This is a genomic window from Pseudomonas sp. FP2254, assembly GCF_030687695.1.
Classification (GTDB): domain Bacteria; phylum Pseudomonadota; class Gammaproteobacteria; order Pseudomonadales; family Pseudomonadaceae; genus Aquipseudomonas; species Aquipseudomonas quebecensis.
In genome coordinates this window covers 1529428-1544666 of record NZ_CP117444.1, presented here as the reverse complement: position 1 = coordinate 1544666, position 15239 = coordinate 1529428, and the positions used below count along the sequence as shown (strand labels likewise).

General features: G+C 60.1%; 10 protein-coding genes. 8 read left to right on the top strand and 2 right to left on the bottom strand.

Annotated features, from left to right (window positions below; genetic code table 11):
* Positions 1-205: 205 nt before the first annotated feature.
* Complete coding sequence (gene rapA / locus PSH94_RS07065; RefSeq protein ID WP_181081556.1) at positions 206-3052, top strand: RNA polymerase-associated protein RapA; 2847 nt, start codon at positions 206-208, stop codon at positions 3050-3052.
* A gap of 120 nt (positions 3053-3172) precedes the next feature.
* On the opposite strand, the gene PSH94_RS07060 is transcribed toward rapA, so the two are convergent.
* On the bottom strand, positions 3173-4519 hold the full coding sequence (locus PSH94_RS07060) for an MFS transporter (RefSeq protein ID WP_181081557.1): 1347 nt from the start codon (positions 4517-4519) through the stop codon (positions 3173-3175).
* Between the two features lie 254 nt (positions 4520-4773).
* Between PSH94_RS07060 and PSH94_RS07055 the strand changes: the two genes are divergently transcribed.
* From PSH94_RS07055 to PSH94_RS07045, 3 genes are all read left to right on the top strand, one after another.
* On the top strand, positions 4774-5139 hold the full coding sequence (locus PSH94_RS07055; protein WP_181081558.1) for a YkgJ family cysteine cluster protein: 366 nt from the start codon (positions 4774-4776) through the stop codon (positions 5137-5139).
* Between the two features lie 138 nt (positions 5140-5277).
* On the top strand, positions 5278-7542 hold the full coding sequence (locus PSH94_RS07050; RefSeq protein ID WP_305436952.1) for a bifunctional diguanylate cyclase/phosphodiesterase: 2265 nt from the start codon (positions 5278-5280) through the stop codon (positions 7540-7542).
* Between the two features lie 204 nt (positions 7543-7746).
* Positions 7747-9924 carry a hypothetical protein gene (locus PSH94_RS07045; protein WP_181081560.1) on the top strand — a complete coding sequence of 726 codons (2178 nt, stop codon included), beginning with the start codon at positions 7747-7749 and terminating at the stop codon, positions 9922-9924.
* A 361-nt stretch (positions 9925-10285) separates the two neighbouring features.
* Here PSH94_RS07045 and PSH94_RS07040 read toward each other — a convergent pair whose 3' ends face one another.
* Complete coding sequence (locus PSH94_RS07040; RefSeq protein ID WP_305436951.1) at positions 10286-10588, bottom strand: DUF2288 domain-containing protein; 303 nt, start codon at positions 10586-10588, stop codon at positions 10286-10288.
* A gap of 355 nt (positions 10589-10943) precedes the next feature.
* On the opposite strand from PSH94_RS07040, the gene PSH94_RS07035 reads away from it, so the two are divergent.
* From PSH94_RS07035 to livG, 4 genes are all read left to right on the top strand, one after another.
* On the top strand, positions 10944-12071 hold the full coding sequence (locus PSH94_RS07035; RefSeq protein WP_253511024.1) for a branched-chain amino acid ABC transporter substrate-binding protein: 1128 nt from the start codon (positions 10944-10946) through the stop codon (positions 12069-12071).
* 229 nt (positions 12072-12300) lie between these two features.
* Positions 12301-13224 carry a high-affinity branched-chain amino acid ABC transporter permease LivH gene (livH, locus tag PSH94_RS07030; RefSeq protein WP_034096299.1) on the top strand — a complete coding sequence of 308 codons (924 nt, stop codon included), beginning with the start codon at positions 12301-12303 and terminating at the stop codon, positions 13222-13224.
* The gene (locus PSH94_RS07025) at positions 13221-14474 is read left to right on the top strand and encodes a high-affinity branched-chain amino acid ABC transporter permease LivM (protein WP_181079411.1); all 1254 of its coding nucleotides are present in this window, start codon (positions 13221-13223) and stop codon (positions 14472-14474) included. Before livH ends, PSH94_RS07025 begins: the two co-directional genes overlap by 4 nt.
* Positions 14471-15238, top strand: coding sequence for a high-affinity branched-chain amino acid ABC transporter ATP-binding protein LivG (gene livG / locus PSH94_RS07020; protein WP_181079408.1), 768 nt, complete (start codon positions 14471-14473; stop codon positions 15236-15238). Before PSH94_RS07025 ends, livG begins: the two co-directional genes overlap by 4 nt.
* The last annotated feature ends 1 nt before the right edge of the window (position 15239 follow it).

The window sequence follows — 15239 nt, the reverse complement described above, 5'->3', positions numbered from 1 at the left end:
CTGATCTCAGGCTGTCGGCGCGGCGCAGAGCGACTTGAGCACCAAGGTTGGAACCTGTGACCCAGTCGACACTCGCAAGTGCCCGCCACCCGTCGACTCGACACGCATCGCTGCCCGCGAACGGCGTAGTTTTTGTCAGAGTCCTTGGGCGGTGGACCTTGTTCCGTTAAGATAGTCGGCTTTTTCACGGCGGGAGTCAGGCAGCATGGCGCAGCAGTATCAACCGGGGCAACGCTGGATTAGTGACAGCGAAGCAGAGCTGGGGTTAGGCACCGTTCTGGCACAGGACGGCCGCTTGTTGACCGTGCTCTATCCGGCCACTGGCGACACCCGCCAGTATGCGCTACGGAATGCGCCCCTCACCCGCGTGCGGTTCTCGCCGGGCGACTCCATCACCCATTTCGAAGGCTGGAAAATGACCGTGCAGGAAGTCGACGACGTCGACGGCCTGCTGGTGTACCACGGCCTCAATGGGCAGAACGAGCAGGTCACCCTGCCGGAAACCCAACTCTCCAATTTCATCCAGTTCCGTTTGGCCAGCGACCGTCTGTTCGCCGGGCAGATCGACCCATTGGCCTGGTTCTCGCTGCGTTACCACACCCTGGAACACACCAGCCGTCAACTCCAATCCTCGCTGTGGGGCCTGGGTGGCGTGCGTGCGCAACCCATTGCGCACCAACTGCACATCGCCCGTGAAGTCGCTGACCGTATCGCACCGCGCGTATTGCTGGCCGACGAAGTGGGCCTGGGCAAGACCATCGAAGCCGGCCTGGTGATCCATCGCCAACTGCTGTCGGGCCGCGCCAACCGCGTATTGATCCTGGTCCCGGAAAACCTGCAGCACCAGTGGCTGGTGGAAATGCGCCGCCGCTTCAACCTGCAGGTGGCGCTGTTCGACGAAGAACGCTTTATCGAAAGCGATGCCACCAACCCGTTCGAAGACACTCAACTGGCCCTGGTTGCGCTGGAATGGCTGGTGGACGACGAGAAAGCTCAGGACGCGCTGTTCGCCGCCGGCTGGGACCTGCTGGTGGTCGACGAGGCTCACCACCTGGTCTGGCATGAAGACAAGGCCAGCCCGGAATACGCGCTGGTCGAGCAACTGGCCGAAGTGATTCCGGGCGTATTGCTGCTCACCGCCACCCCGGAGCAATTGGGCCAGGACAGCCACTTCGCGCGTCTGCGCCTGCTTGACCCGAACCGCTTCCACGATCTGCAGGCCTTCCGCGCCGAGAGCGAGAACTATCGCCCCGTCGCCGAAGCCGTGCAGGAGCTGCTGGACAAAGGTCGCCTGTCGCCTGCCGCGCACAAGACCATCCAGGGTTTTCTCGGCAACGAAGGTGAAGCGCTGCTCACCGCCGTCAACGATGGCGACACCGAAGCCAGTGCACGCCTGGTGCGCGAGCTGCTCGACCGTCACGGCACAGGCCGCGTGCTGTTTCGCAACACCCGCGCCGCGGTGCAAGGGTTCCCGGAGCGCAAGCTGCACGCTTACCCGCTGCCGAACCCGGACGAATACCTCGAATTGCCGCTGGGCGAGCACGCCGAGTTGTACCCGGAAGTCAGCTTCCAGTCGCAGCCGGACATCGAAGAAGAACATCGCTGGTGGCGTTTCGACCCACGCGTGGAGTGGCTGATCGATCAGCTCAAAATGCTCAAGCGCACCAAGGTCCTGGTGATCTGCGCCCACGCCGAAACCGCCATGGACCTGGAAGATGCACTGCGCGTGCGCTCCGGCATTCCAGCCACGGTGTTCCACGAGGGTATGAATATCCTTGAGCGCGACCGCGCCGCCGCCTACTTCGCCGACGAAGAATTCGGCGCCCAAGTGTTGATCTGCTCGGAAATCGGCAGTGAAGGCCGCAACTTCCAGTTCTCCCACCACCTGGTGTTGTTCGACCTGCCGTCCCACCCGGACTTGCTGGAACAGCGGATCGGCCGCCTGGACCGGATCGGCCAGAAACATGTAATCGAACTGCATGTGCCCTACCTGGAAACCAGCCCGCAGGAGCGCCTGTTCCAGTGGTACCACGAAGCGCTGAACGCTTTTCTCAACACCTGCCCGACCGGTAACGCCTTGCAGCATCAGTTCGGCCCGCGCCTGCTGCCGCTGCTGGAAAACGCCGACGATGGCGAGTGGCAAGCGCTGATCGACGAAGCGCGTGCCGAACGCGAACGCCTGGAAGAGGAACTGCACACAGGTCGCGACCGTCTGCTGGAGCTCAACTCCGGCGGCGCAGGCGAAGGCGATGCGCTGGTGGAGGCCATTTTGGAGCAGGACGATCAGTTCGCGCTGCCGATCTACATGGAAACCCTGTTCGATGCGTTCGGCATCGACAGCGAAGACCATTCGGAAAACGCCCTGATCCTCAAGCCCAGCGAAAAAATGCTCGACGCCAGCTTCCCCCTGGGCGACGACGAAGGCGTGACCATTACCTACGATCGTGACCAGGCGCTGTCGCGTGAAGACATGCAGTTCATCACCTGGGAACACCCGATGGTGCAGGGCGGCATGGACCTGGTGCTGTCCGGCTCCATGGGCAATACCGCCGTGGCGCTGATCAAGAACAAGGCGCTCAAGCCGGGCACCGTGCTGCTTGAACTGCTGTACGTCAGTGAAGTGGTGGCGCCGCGCTCGCTGCAATTGGGCCGCTACCTGCCACCGGCCGCCCTGCGCTGCCTGCTGGACGCCAACGGCAACGACCTGTCCGGCCGCGTGTCGTTCGAAACCCTGAATGATCAGTTGGAAAGCGTGCCACGGGCCAGCGCCAACAAGTTCGTCCAGGCCCAGCGCGATCAACTCACGCCGCGCATCAATGCCGGCGAAGAAAAGATCAGCCCTCGCCATGCCGAACGCGTGGCCGAAGCCAAACGGCGCCTGGCGGCGGACACCGATGAAGAACTGGCTCGCCTGACGGCACTGCAGGCGGTCAACCCGACCGTGCGCGACAGTGAACTGATTGCCTTGCGCCAGCAACGCGAACAGGGCCTGGCCATGCTCGACAAGGCTGCGCTGCGCCTGGAGGCGATTCGGGTGCTGGTGGCGGGTTGATGACCCTCCTGCCCTGCTGACCTTATCGGGGGCAAGCCCCCTCCCACAGTTGACCGAGTTGTCATGTCGATCACTGATCAATGTGGGAGGGGGCTTGCCCCCGATGGCTTCACCCCAGTCTCAAGCGGTCGCGGCAACAGCCGGCACCTCAACCGCACTCAACCCCTCCTTCATGCGCTTGGCATCCCGCACAAAGCTGCGCGAGGCCTGGAACAGAAACAGCATCGTCAAGAACAGCGCCACCGGGATCAGGTACATGGCGTCGTGCAGGCCCACGGCTTTGTAGGCTTCCGTCATCTGTTGCGCACCGTCGGCGTACATCGCCGAATGGGCAAAGTGGTCGGACAAACCGCCCACCACAATCGGCCCCATGCCGCCGCCCAGCAGGTACAACCCGGCAAAAAACAGCGCCATCGCCGTAGCCCGCAGGCGCGGTTCCACTACGTCCTGAATCGCGGTGTAGACGCAGGTGTAGAAGTTGTACGCAAACAGCCAGCCGACACTGAACAGCGCGACAAACACGCCGATCTCGATGCGCCCGGCATGCAGGGCCCAAGCGGTGGTGACGGTGGAAATAATCAGGCTGCACGCGGCAAATAGCAGCCGGCCATTGGCGATCCGCTGATGGATCTTGTCGGCGATCCAGCCGCCCAGTGTCAGGCCGATCAGGCCTGTGACACCGACGATGAAACCGGTGGCCACCGCCGCGTCCTGCAACGGCAACAGGAAATAGCGCTGCAGCATCGGCACCAGGAACGAGTTGCAGGCATAGGTGGCGAAGTTGAAGCACAACCCGGCCAGCACCAGCCATAGGAACGTCGGCACCGCCAGCACGCGGCGGATCGGGCGGTCGACGCGCGCCTGGGACACCTGCACCGCCTCCGCCGCGCCACGCTTGGGTTCTTTGATATAGAACATGAACACCGCCAGGATCAGCCCCGGCACCGCGGCGATAAAGAACGGCGCGCGCCAGCTGTCGAACGCCTTGACCATCGCCCCGATGGTAAAGAACGCCAATAGCAGGCCCAACGGTAGCCCGAGCATGAAAATCCCCATGGCGCGGGCGCGGCGGTGCGCCGGGAACAAGTCGCCGATCAGCGAGTTGGCCGCCGGCGCGTAGCTCGCTTCACCGATGCCGATCCCCATGCGCACCAGCAGAAAACTCCAGAAACTGCCTACCAGGCCGTTGATCGCCGTGAGCCCGCTCCAGGCAAACAGCCCCCAGCCCATCAACTTGCTGCGCGAGCCGGTGTCGGCCAGACGCCCAAGGGGCAGGCCGGCGATGGCATAGACGATGGTAAAGGCGGTGCCGATGATGCCGAGCTGAAAGTCACTCAGGTGCCATTCCATGCGGATGGGTTCGATGATGATTGCCGGAATGGTGCGATCGAAGAAATTGAACAGGTTGGCGAGGAACAGCAGGAACAGAATGCGCCAGGCATTCGCCGCTTGGGTCGAGTTCTGCATGGGTCCGTCTCTTTTATTGTTATGAGAGCTGCGATGCCCGATGCATCCCGCTCAGGTAACTGCAACATAGTCACGCCGGCGGTGGTTGTCTGTAATGATTCGTAAAGCTGATAGGACGTAATTTCACCCGGCACTGCGGGACTTCGCCTACACAAAATATATGTGTGCCCCCCTCTTCCCAATGGCGTTGGCGTGGATAGAATGGCGAGCCTTCCTGCAGTGCCCCTATCCCACTTTTCTTATCGATGACGCCCATGTCCGAAGCCAGTCCGTGTCTGAGTTGCGGTGCCTGCTGTTCCTATTTTCGCGTGTCGTTCTTCTGGGGCGAGTGCGCCTCGTCGGGTGGTACGGTGCCCGATGATCTGGTGGAACAGATCAATCCCACTCGCGTGGCGATGATCGGCACCGACCGCAAACCTGCGCGCTGCTGCAGCCTTGAAGGCACGGTGGGCGAAGGGACGCGCTGCACGATCTATGAGCAGCGCTCCAGTGTATGCCGCGAGTTCGAATCGTCCTGGAGCCAGGGCGTGCAGAACGTCGATTGCGATGCCGCGCGCGCCGCCTTCGGCCTGCCGCCCCTGCAGGCACCGTTTGAATTCGAGCTGCCCATCAGCGCTTAGCATCAAACGCTATGGGCAGCATGCCGAAAAGGTTCTTAGCAAAGTGCCATTATCCCTGGCAAATTCCGCGAGGCTTCTATACTCGACCTCATAGGTCATCGCCTTAGGCCGTGACGTGACGCTATGACAGGACATGCTATGGAATGGCTGGGTCTGCATTTCTTTACCGACCTCCCCACCAACGGGCATTTATTACTCAATTGCAGTCATAACCCGTTTCTGGTGCTGCTGGCTTATCTGGTGGCCTGCGCGGCAGGGTTCGGCACGCTGGACATGGCCGAGCGGGTCGGCCATGTCGAGGACCCCACCGCGCGCCGACATTGGCGCTGGCTGGGGGCCGGCTGCCTGGCTGGGGGCATCTGGTCGACACATTTCATCAGCATGCTGGCCTTCCAGGCGCCCATCGCAATTCACTACGAACTGACGATGACCTTCGTGTCATTGCTGATCGCGCTGATTGCGTCGTTATTTGCCATGAAAACCCTCAGCCATCCCAAGCTGCGGCTGCTTCAATACCTGCTGGCCTCGGTGTGGATGGGACTTGGCATCGCCTTGATGCATTACGTCGGCATGTCAGCGATACGCTCCCAGGCATGGATGTACTTCGACTCATGGCTGCTGCTGGCCTCGATCGGCATTGCCATCGGTGCCAGCCTCGCCGCGTTGTTGCTGTCGAATTATCTGCGCACTGGGGCCGGGATCTTCCACCAACTGCTTAAATATGCCGCCAGCCTGGTCCTGGGCGCGGGCATTATCAGCATGCATTTCACTGGCATGGCCGCCATGCAGATGGTAGTGCCTACCGGTGCTGACCTCTCGGTTGCGCCCAACAATAACCCCATGCAGCTGGGCCTGTCGGTGGCGGTGATCACCTTGCTGGTAATCGGCAGCAGCATCAGCGCGGCGCTGGCGGACAAGAAACTGCAACACAAGGAACGCGACCTGCGTCGGGTCAACGCGCTGCTCAGCGAATTGGACCAGGCCCGCGCGTCCCTGCAGCAGGTGGCCCATTACGATGCGTTGACCAGCCTGCTCAATCGTCGCGGGTTCAACCAGATTTTTGCGGAAAAAGTCGCGGAAAAGACCGCCACCCACGGCATGATGGCGGTGATCTTCCTCGATATAGACCACTTCAAGCGCATCAATGACAGCCTCGGGCACGACGCCGGCGATCAACTGCTGACCGTACTGGCCAGCCATATCAAAGGCTCGGTGCGCAGTCATGCCGACGTAGTCGCGCGCTTTGGCGGCGATGAATTCTGCATCCTGATCAGCATCCATCACCGCGACGAAGCGCGCCATCTGGCCCAGCGCATCATGCAAAAAATGAAAGAGCCCGTGGAACTGGCCGGCCGTCGGATGGTGATGACCACCAGCATTGGCATCAGCCTGTTTCCCGATGACGGCATGACCTGTGAAGAACTGTTGAAAACCGCCGACCTGGCGCTGTATCAGTCCAAGGATGCGGGACGCAACAGCCTGAATTTTTTCAGCTCCAACTTAAAGACCCGCGCCACCCTCGAACTGCAGTTGGAAGAAGAGCTGCGCAACGCCCTGCGCACCGGCACCCAACTGGTGCTGTTCTATCAACCGATCTTCGACATGAAACTGGGCAAGGTCAGCCGCCTGGAGGCTCTGGTGCGCTGGCAGCACCCACAGCACGGGCTGCTCGCACCCGACCGGTTTATCGAGATCGCCGAAAGCAACGGCCTGATCGCCGAGCTGGACCATTGGGTACTGCGCCAGGCCTGTCATGACCTCAGCCAGCTCACCGACCGAGGCTACACCCAGCTCACGCTATCGGTGAATTGCTCGGCCCTGAACCTGGCGCGCGACGAGCTGGCGGATGAAATCGAAGATGCCCTGCGCTTCAGCGGCCTGGCCGCCAACCGCCTGGAACTGGAAGTGACCGAGAATGCGCTGATGGGCAATATCAGCAGCACCCTGGCGCTGTTGCGGCAAATACGTTCGCTCGGGGTATCGCTGGCCATCGACGATTTCGGCACTGGCTACTCGTCCCTTGCCTACCTCAAGCGCTTGCCGCTCAACACGCTGAAGATCGATCGCTCCTTTATCCAGGACATTCCCAAATCCACCGCCGACCTGGAAATCGTCCAAGCCATCATCGGCATGGCCCATACCCTGCACCTGCAGGTGGTGACAGAAGGCGTGGAAACCCACACCCAGTTCGAACTGCTTCATAGCCTTGATTGCGACTTCATCCAGGGCTACCTGTTGAGCCCGGCGGTGGGCATCGGCGAGATCATCGGCGTAGTACAAGGCATTGAGCGGCATAATCCGCTGCACACCTTCACACCTGCGGCGAACAAAGAGCCTGCACCGTCCAAAGCGGTGTCGCCAAACCGCGGCAGCGCCGGCTCAACCGTGAGGCCAATCCGCTGACGTCGAATCCTTGGCAGTTAGCCATCATTTATCTAAAGAAGTCCGACGAACGGCCGATCCATGAACGTCCGGCCAGGTTTTGCCGAGCCCATCAAGCCTAAGGCCAATGGTTCAGGACAAGGACGCACTGCAAAGTCGCGAACAACCCAATCCGTGATGGCCCTTTGAGATTTTCCAGCCATCCGCCCAGGCACATGGCGCACAATGACTTCTAAAAATAACTCTGCCACCGTGGTATCCGACGTGTTGCTCACAGCTCCTGCGGAAAAACCCTCAGGTTCCAAGTCATTGAGCTCCACCTCCGCGCTGGCCACCCAGCAATACCTGTACTTCACCGAGACCAATACCGACCGCATCCTCGACAATCTCGACGGTCTGCGTGACATGGTGTTCCCGCGTCCGCCTCACGCCGAGGGCGATGGCGAACAGCACAGCGACCAGGAATTCCCCTCGGTGTGCCTGATCGGCCTGGGTCGTTGCGGTTCGAACATCGCCCTGGATGTGGCAGAGCTGGTGTACAACGCGCGCAAGTTTTACCTGAACGAGTTCAGCACTGAAGACAAGTCGATCGATAAGGGTTACAGCCCGGCCCAGTGGATCCGCAACAACCTGCGCCTGGGCAATGGCAAGGCCAGCAAACCGGTATTCCTGGTGGAGCCGCTGGTCATGCTGGGCGATCTGGACAAGGACATCGCCGGGCGCATCCGCTTCTCGCGCAAGAACGAAAAAAGCGGGTTCCTGCGCGACTACAGCAAAATGAAAATCATGGACCTGTCGGAAGTGCACGCCGGTGGCGCCGGCAACGCGCCAATCCTGGGCCAGTACCTGGCCAAGATCATCCTCAATAAAGACACCCAGCGCTTTTCCAGCCCCGACTGGAAGATGATTCACTCGTACCTCATCGATTCATGCGGCATCAAGGCCAACCAGTCGCGCCTGTATTTTTCGATCTTCAGCGCCGGCGGTGGCACCGGCTCGGGCATGGCTTCGGAGTTCGGCCTGGCCCAGCAGCATTCGTACATGAACAAGACATTCGACACCAAGCCCGCCGACGAGCACGACAGCAAGAGCGGCCACGCCTTCGTGTTCGAGCCGATCTTTACCAGCGGCATTTGCGTGCTGCCGAATATTTCCGACCATCGCAGCGAGATGTCCGAGGCCTTGCACATCAACGCCGGGCGTCTGCTATGCAAATACCTGTCGGAAGAATGGGATTTCTCTTACAACTTCGCCAATGAAGACAGCAGCGAAGCCAGTGTGAAAGGGCGTATCCGGCCCTGGAACGCCATGATGCTGATCTCCAACGACATCATGCGTTATGCCGAAGAAAGCGATGACGGCAACATCCAGAACATTGATGTCAATGCCATGGAAAAACACGCCAACCAATACATCTCACAGCAGATCTTCAACATTCTTACGGCCCAGGCCGTGACGACCGACTACGATCAGAACTACTTCCGACGCGCCGGCATCGACATCGGCGAGACCATTCGCCTGGATGCCAACGACTTGTTTATGAGCCTGGCCGGCCCTGTGGCGATTGCGTACGCTGAATCCGTCGTCCCCGAAACCCCGGCGCCCTCGAATGACAAATTCAAGGTGTTCGAAAAAGAACCTCAGCGCCTGAACATCGACGACCTGTTCTTCCGGTCCATCGACCTGCCGCATTTCAACAAGGTCACCCAGGCCATCGAAGGCATCAGCCTGTTGCCGATCGAGTCCAAGCGCTACAAGGCATCCCTGGAGCAATACAAGAACTCCGGCTATGACGCAGCGGCGCTGCACGACCTGCACTTCTTCAAGAACTGCTCGTCGGTGGTGTCGATCGTCTCATTGCCCAAGGACTACAAGCTGTCCTACATGGACCTGAATCGGCTCAAGACGCACCTCAACAGCCTGTTCCCCAACACCACGCTCAAGCGTTATGCCCTGGTGATCGGCGCGTCGGCCAACCTATCGCTGACCACCCTGATCGCCAAGAGCCCGTGCCTGTCGGACGACTTCCTGACGCTGATCGTGGCATTTATCAAACGCTGTTTCGCCCGTAACCCCTACCGATTCGATGACACCCTGGACAACTCGATCCTGGACTTCATCATCCACGAGGATTTCGATGAGGAGCGCATCGACGAACTGCTCAACGAGTTCGAGAACCCGGCGAAAATCCTCGATACCAACTGGTACGCGATCAAACCGATGTACGAGAAGAAGTACCGCGAGCTGATCAACGACAAAGAGAAGTTCGTGTCCATCAATGACATTCGCCTGTCACGGGACTGCGTGAAAAAGGCGATCAAGTACCTGCGCGAGATTTACCGTCACCGCATCGGCAAGACCAAGGTGATTTCACTGAACAACCACACCGGCAAGACCGGCTAGGTTGAGGCGCGGCCATCGCGGCCTGGAAATCCATGGGCAGCCCCCTGACGCTGTGGTGAGCGGGCTTACTGGGTGAACGGGCTTGCTGTGGTGAGCGGGCTTGCCCCGCGCTGGGCCGCGAAGCGGCCCCATTCCAGACGACGCGCCCCCCCGACCCACTAACTCACAAATCACAACCTTTATTGCCACACCCGGAAACAATTCCCCACGCATTCCTTCCCACGCAAAACTGTTCCCGTGACGTTTACGTCACCCTGATCTGTGACCTTTCTTCACGGCAAGGTGCCATCACCGGCGCAGCGGTTACTCCGCTACACACTCGACGCGCAAAAATACATGCACCCTTTTAGTGCGCCGCTCCTCACGCCGCCCTTTCCTGGATCAGAATCCACGGCGAAACCACAACCGCCCATAGGCTCGGGTCACGCTCGACCAAGTCCAGCGCCCGCGTCGCAGACACTTCGCCCAGGCTGCCGGAGGCCAGCCAGGCGGCGACTTTGTCGCGGTTATCTTCGGCCATGCCCTCAGCCGCCTCGATCAGATCCAGGCTGGCATCGACCCACAATAGGGCACCCTTGGCAAAGAATGGCTCAAGCTCCTTCCAGGAGATTTCGGCGGTTTCACCGAGCAGCTTGGCATAGAGGGTGCTAGGTTCTTGCGTCATGGGAGTCCACCTTGGAAAAAGTCGGCGCAATCATAGCGTCACGTCTCGTTTAGAAAAACCCAAGGCAGAAAAACCCGGTTGCAATTGAGTCATCGAGAAAAACGTCAGGAAAGCCAAGGATTGCCGAAGCGTCTGTCACCACCCGCGCCGCAATTCTGTCTTTTCCTGTCGTTAAAGCGACACCCACGGAATTTGCCCCTGGCAGCCAGCTTTTCAAGCGATCAACCGGCGCTCTACACTGTACCGGTACAGTTGCCAGGCGGTTGCCGGGGGGATATTCCAGATATCCGATCCGGTTCAGCTGCCGATCAGGCCGCTAGAACTATAAAAAATACAACAGTAAGAGTGGAGCACTATGAATAAGGCTACTAAGCAGATTTCCAAACTGTTTGCCGCTATGGTCCTGGCTGGGGTTGCGGGCCATTCGTTCGCTGCCGACACCATCAAGATCGGCATCGCCGGTCCGAAGACCGGCCCTGTGACCCAGTACGGTGACATGCAGTTCATGGGCGCCAAGCAGGCCATCGCCGACATCAACGCCAAGGGCGGCGTCGACGGCAAGATGCTCGAAGCCAAGGAATACGACGACGCCTGCGATCCCAAGCAAGCCGTGGCCGTGGCCAACAAAGTGGTGAACGACGGCGTCAAGTTCGTGGTCGGTCACCTGTGCTCCAGCTCTACTCAACCCGCCTCGGATATTTATGAAGACGAAGGCGTCATCATGATTACCCCGGCAGCCACCAGCCCGGAAATCACTGCCCGTGGCTACAAGCTGATCTTCCGCACCATCGGCCTGGACAGCGCCCAGGGCCCCGCGGCCGGTAACTACATCGCCGACCACGTGAAGCCCAAAGTCGTTGCGGTACTGCACGACAAACAGCAATACGGTGAAGGCATCGCCACCGCGGTCAAGCAGACCCTTGAGAAGAAAGGCGTAAAAGTTGCCGTCTTCGAAGGCCTGAACGCCGGTGACAAAGATTTCTCCTCGATCATCCAGAAACTCAAGCAAGCCAACGTCGACTTTGTCTACTACGGCGGCTACCACCCTGAGCTGGGTCTGATCCTGCGCCAGTCCAAGGAAAAAGGCCTGAACGCCAAGTTCATGGGGCCGGAAGGCGTCGGCAACGACTCGATCTCCCAGATCGCCCAGGACGCTTCCGAAGGCCTGCTGGTAACCCTGCCGAAATCCTTCGACACCGATCCGGCCAACAAAGCCATCGTGGAAGAGTTCACCAAGAACAAGCAGGACCCGACCGGTCCGTTCGTGTTCCCGGCCTACTCGGCCATCGAAGTCATCGCCGGCGGTATCAAAGCCGCCAAGAGCGAAGACACCGCCAAAGTGGCCGAAGCCATCCACGCCGGCACCTTCAAGACCCCTACCGGCGACCTGAGCTTTGACAAAAAGGGCGACCTGAAAGACTTCAAGTTCGTGGTCTACGAATGGCACTTCGGCAAACCTAAAACCGAAGTTTCTCCTCAGTAAGCCAGGCATTACTGGTCAACAAGCCCACTGTGAAAGCAGTGGGCTTTGTTTTACGAGGTTTATGGGCCATGTCACCCGCGATCCGGGCGCTGGCTCACCTGAAAATCTTAAAACCGTCACCAGCGGTTCGCTGGCAAACGCTTTGTGCAAATGTGCTCACAGAACACAGCGCAGGGCCGGAACATGACTCCACCAGTGAAATGCGTATCGGGTTTTTAGGAGCGCTGTAATGCCTGAGATCTATCATTTTTTCCAACAGCTGGTTAATGGCCTGACCATTGGCAGCACCTATGCCTTGATAGCCATTGGCTACACAATGGTTTACGGCATCATTGGAATGATCAACTTCGCCCATGGCGAGGTGTACATGATTGGTTCCTACGTGGCCTTCATCGCCCTTGCCGGGCTGGCCATGATGGGTATCCACTCCCTGCCGCTGTTGATGACCGCTGCCTTCATTGCATCGATCGTCGTAACCAGTGCCTATGGCTACAGTATCGAACGCGTTGCCTACCGTCCCCTGCGCGGCAGCAACCGTCTGATCCCGTTGATTTCCGCCATCGGCATGTCGATTTTCCTGCAGAACACCGTATTGCTGTCCCAGGACTCCAAGGATAAATCCATCCCCAACCTGATCCCGGGGAGCATCTCTTTCGGCCCAGGCGGCGCGGAAGAAGTCCTGATTTCCTACATGCAGATCCTGGTCTTCGTGGTCACGCTGGTGGCGATGCTGGGCCTGACCGTGTTTATCTCTCGCTCCCGTCTGGGCCGCGCCTGCCGGGCCTGCGCCGAAGACATCAAGATGGCCAACCTGTTGGGCATCAATACCAACAACATCATCGCCCTGACCTTCGTGATCGGTGCCGCGCTCGCTGCCGTCGCGGCGGTGCTGCTGAGCATGCAGTACGGCGTGATCAACCCCAACGCCGGTTTCCTGGTAGGCCTCAAGGCCTTTACCGCGGCGGTCTTGGGCGGTATCGGCAGTATCCCGGGCGCCATGCTCGGCGGGCTGGTGCTGGGTGTGGCCGAAGCGTTTGGCGCCGATATTTTCGGCGACCAGTACAAGGACGTCGTGGCGTTCGGCCTGTTGGTCCTGGTGTTGTTGTTCCGTCCGACCGGCATTTTGGGCCGTCCGGAGGTTGAGAAAGTATGAGCAGATATCTTAAATCGGCGTTCTTCAGCGCCTTGCTGGTCTGGGCCGTGGCCTTTCCAGTACTCGGCCTCAAACTGAGCATTGTCGGCATCAACCTGGAAGTGCATGGCACCGGTCCCGTGACCCTGACCATCATCGCCCTGTGCTCGGTGCTGATGTTCCTGCGGGTGCTGTTCAGCCAGCAGGTCGGGGCTTTGTTCAAAAGCAACCGTGGCCCGTTGATGTCGCCCAAGGTCAGCCAATTCCTGACCCTGCCGCGTACCCAGCGCTACATCATCATCGGCCTGATCGTGGCCGCGTTGATCTGGCCGTTCTTCGGCTCGCGCGGCGCAGTCGACATCGCCACCCTGATCCTGATCTACGTGTTGCTGGGCCTGGGCCTGAACATCGTGGTGGGCCTGGCCGGCCTGCTCGACCTCGGTTATGTGGGCTTCTATGCGGTAGGCGCCTACACCTACGCGCTGCTGTCGCACTACCTGGGCTGGAGCTTCTGGATCTGCCTGCCGCTGGCCGGCATGGCGGCGGCCACGTTCGGCTTCCTGCTGGGCTTCCCGGTGCTGCGCCTGCGCGGTGACTACCTGGCCATCGTGACCCTGGGCTTCGGTGAAATCATCCGCTTGTTCCTGCGTAACCTCACCGACATCACCGGCGGCCCCAACGGCATCAGCAGCATCCCCAAGCCGACGTTCTTCGGGCTGTCCTTCGACCGCACCGCTGCCGAAGGCCTGCAGACGTTCCACGAATACTTCGGGATCGACTACAACCCGGTGAGCAAAGTGGTGTTCCTCTACCTGGTCGCGCTGCTGCTGGCGCTGGCTGCGCTGTTCGTGATCAACCGCCTGCTGCGCATGCCGATCGGCCGTGCCTGGGAAGCGCTGCGCGAAGATGAGATCGCCTGCCGCGCCCTGGGCCTGAACCCCACTATCATCAAGCTCTCCGCCTTCACCCTGGGCGCTGCGTTCGCCGGTTTCGCCGGCAGCTTCTTTGCCGCGCGCCAGGGCCTGGTGACACCGGAATCGTTCACCTTTATCGAATCGGCGATCATCCTCGCCATCGTGGTACTGGGTGGCATGGGCTCGCAGTTGGGCGTGATCCTGGCGGCGATCGTGATGATCCTGCTGCCGGAAATGATGCGTGAGTTCAGCGAATACCGCATGTTGATGTTCGGCGCCCTGATGGTGCTGATGATGATCTGGCGTCCTCAAGGCCTGCTGCCCATGCAACGTCCACATATGGAGCTGCGCAAATGAGCCGCGAGATCCTGAAAGTCGAAAATCTGAGCATGCGCTTCGGCGGCCTGCTCGCGGTCAACGGCGTGGCCCTGACTGTGAAAGAGAAACAGGTTGTGGCGCTGATCGGCCCCAACGGCGCCGGCAAGACCACGGTGTTCAACTGCCTCACCGGCTTCTACAAACCGAGCGGCGGCAGCATCCTGCTGGACGGCCAGCCGATCCAGGGCCTGGCCGGTCACGAAATCGCGCGCAAGGGCGTGGTGCGCACGTTCCAGAACGTGCGGCTGTTCAAGGACATGACGGCGGTCGAGAACCTGCTGATTGCCCAGCACCGGCACCTGAATACCAACTTCTTCGCCGGCCTGTTCAAGACCCCGGCGTTCCGCAAGAGCGAGCGCGAGGCCATGGAATACGCCGCGTACTGGCTGGACAAGGTCAACCTCACCGAGTTTGCCAACCGTCCCGCCGGCACCCTGGCCTATGGTCAGCAACGTCGGCTGGAAATCGCCCGCTGCATGATGACCCGCCCACGGATCCTCATGCTCGACGAACCGGCCGCCGGCTTGAACCCCAAGGAAACCGAAGACCTCAAGGCGCTGATCAGCGTACTGCGTGAGGAAAATAACGTGACGGTGCTGCTGATCGAACACGACATGAAACTGGTCATGAGCATCTCCGACCATATCGTGGTGATCAACCAGGGCACACCGCTGGCCGACGGAACCCCGGAGCAGATCCGCGACAATCCCGAAGTGATCAAAGCCTATCTGGGGGAAGCGTAAA

Coding starts and splice junctions, on each gene's coding strand:
- rapA (WP_181081556.1), top strand. CDS start 206: ATGGCGCAGCAGTATCAACCGGGGCAACGCTGGATTAGTGACAGCGAA.
- PSH94_RS07060 (WP_181081557.1), bottom strand. CDS start 4,519: ATGCAGAACTCGACCCAAGCGGCGAATGCCTGGCGCATTCTGTTCCTG.
- PSH94_RS07055 (WP_181081558.1), top strand. CDS start 4,774: ATGTCCGAAGCCAGTCCGTGTCTGAGTTGCGGTGCCTGCTGTTCCTAT.
- PSH94_RS07050 (WP_305436952.1), top strand. CDS start 5,278: ATGGAATGGCTGGGTCTGCATTTCTTTACCGACCTCCCCACCAACGGG.
- PSH94_RS07045 (WP_181081560.1), top strand. CDS start 7,747: ATGACTTCTAAAAATAACTCTGCCACCGTGGTATCCGACGTGTTGCTC.
- PSH94_RS07040 (WP_305436951.1), bottom strand. CDS start 10,588: ATGACGCAAGAACCTAGCACCCTCTATGCCAAGCTGCTCGGTGAAACC.
- PSH94_RS07035 (WP_253511024.1), top strand. CDS start 10,944: ATGAATAAGGCTACTAAGCAGATTTCCAAACTGTTTGCCGCTATGGTC.
- livH (WP_034096299.1), top strand. CDS start 12,301: ATGCCTGAGATCTATCATTTTTTCCAACAGCTGGTTAATGGCCTGACC.
- PSH94_RS07025 (WP_181079411.1), top strand. CDS start 13,221: ATGAGCAGATATCTTAAATCGGCGTTCTTCAGCGCCTTGCTGGTCTGG.
- livG (WP_181079408.1), top strand. CDS start 14,471: ATGAGCCGCGAGATCCTGAAAGTCGAAAATCTGAGCATGCGCTTCGGC.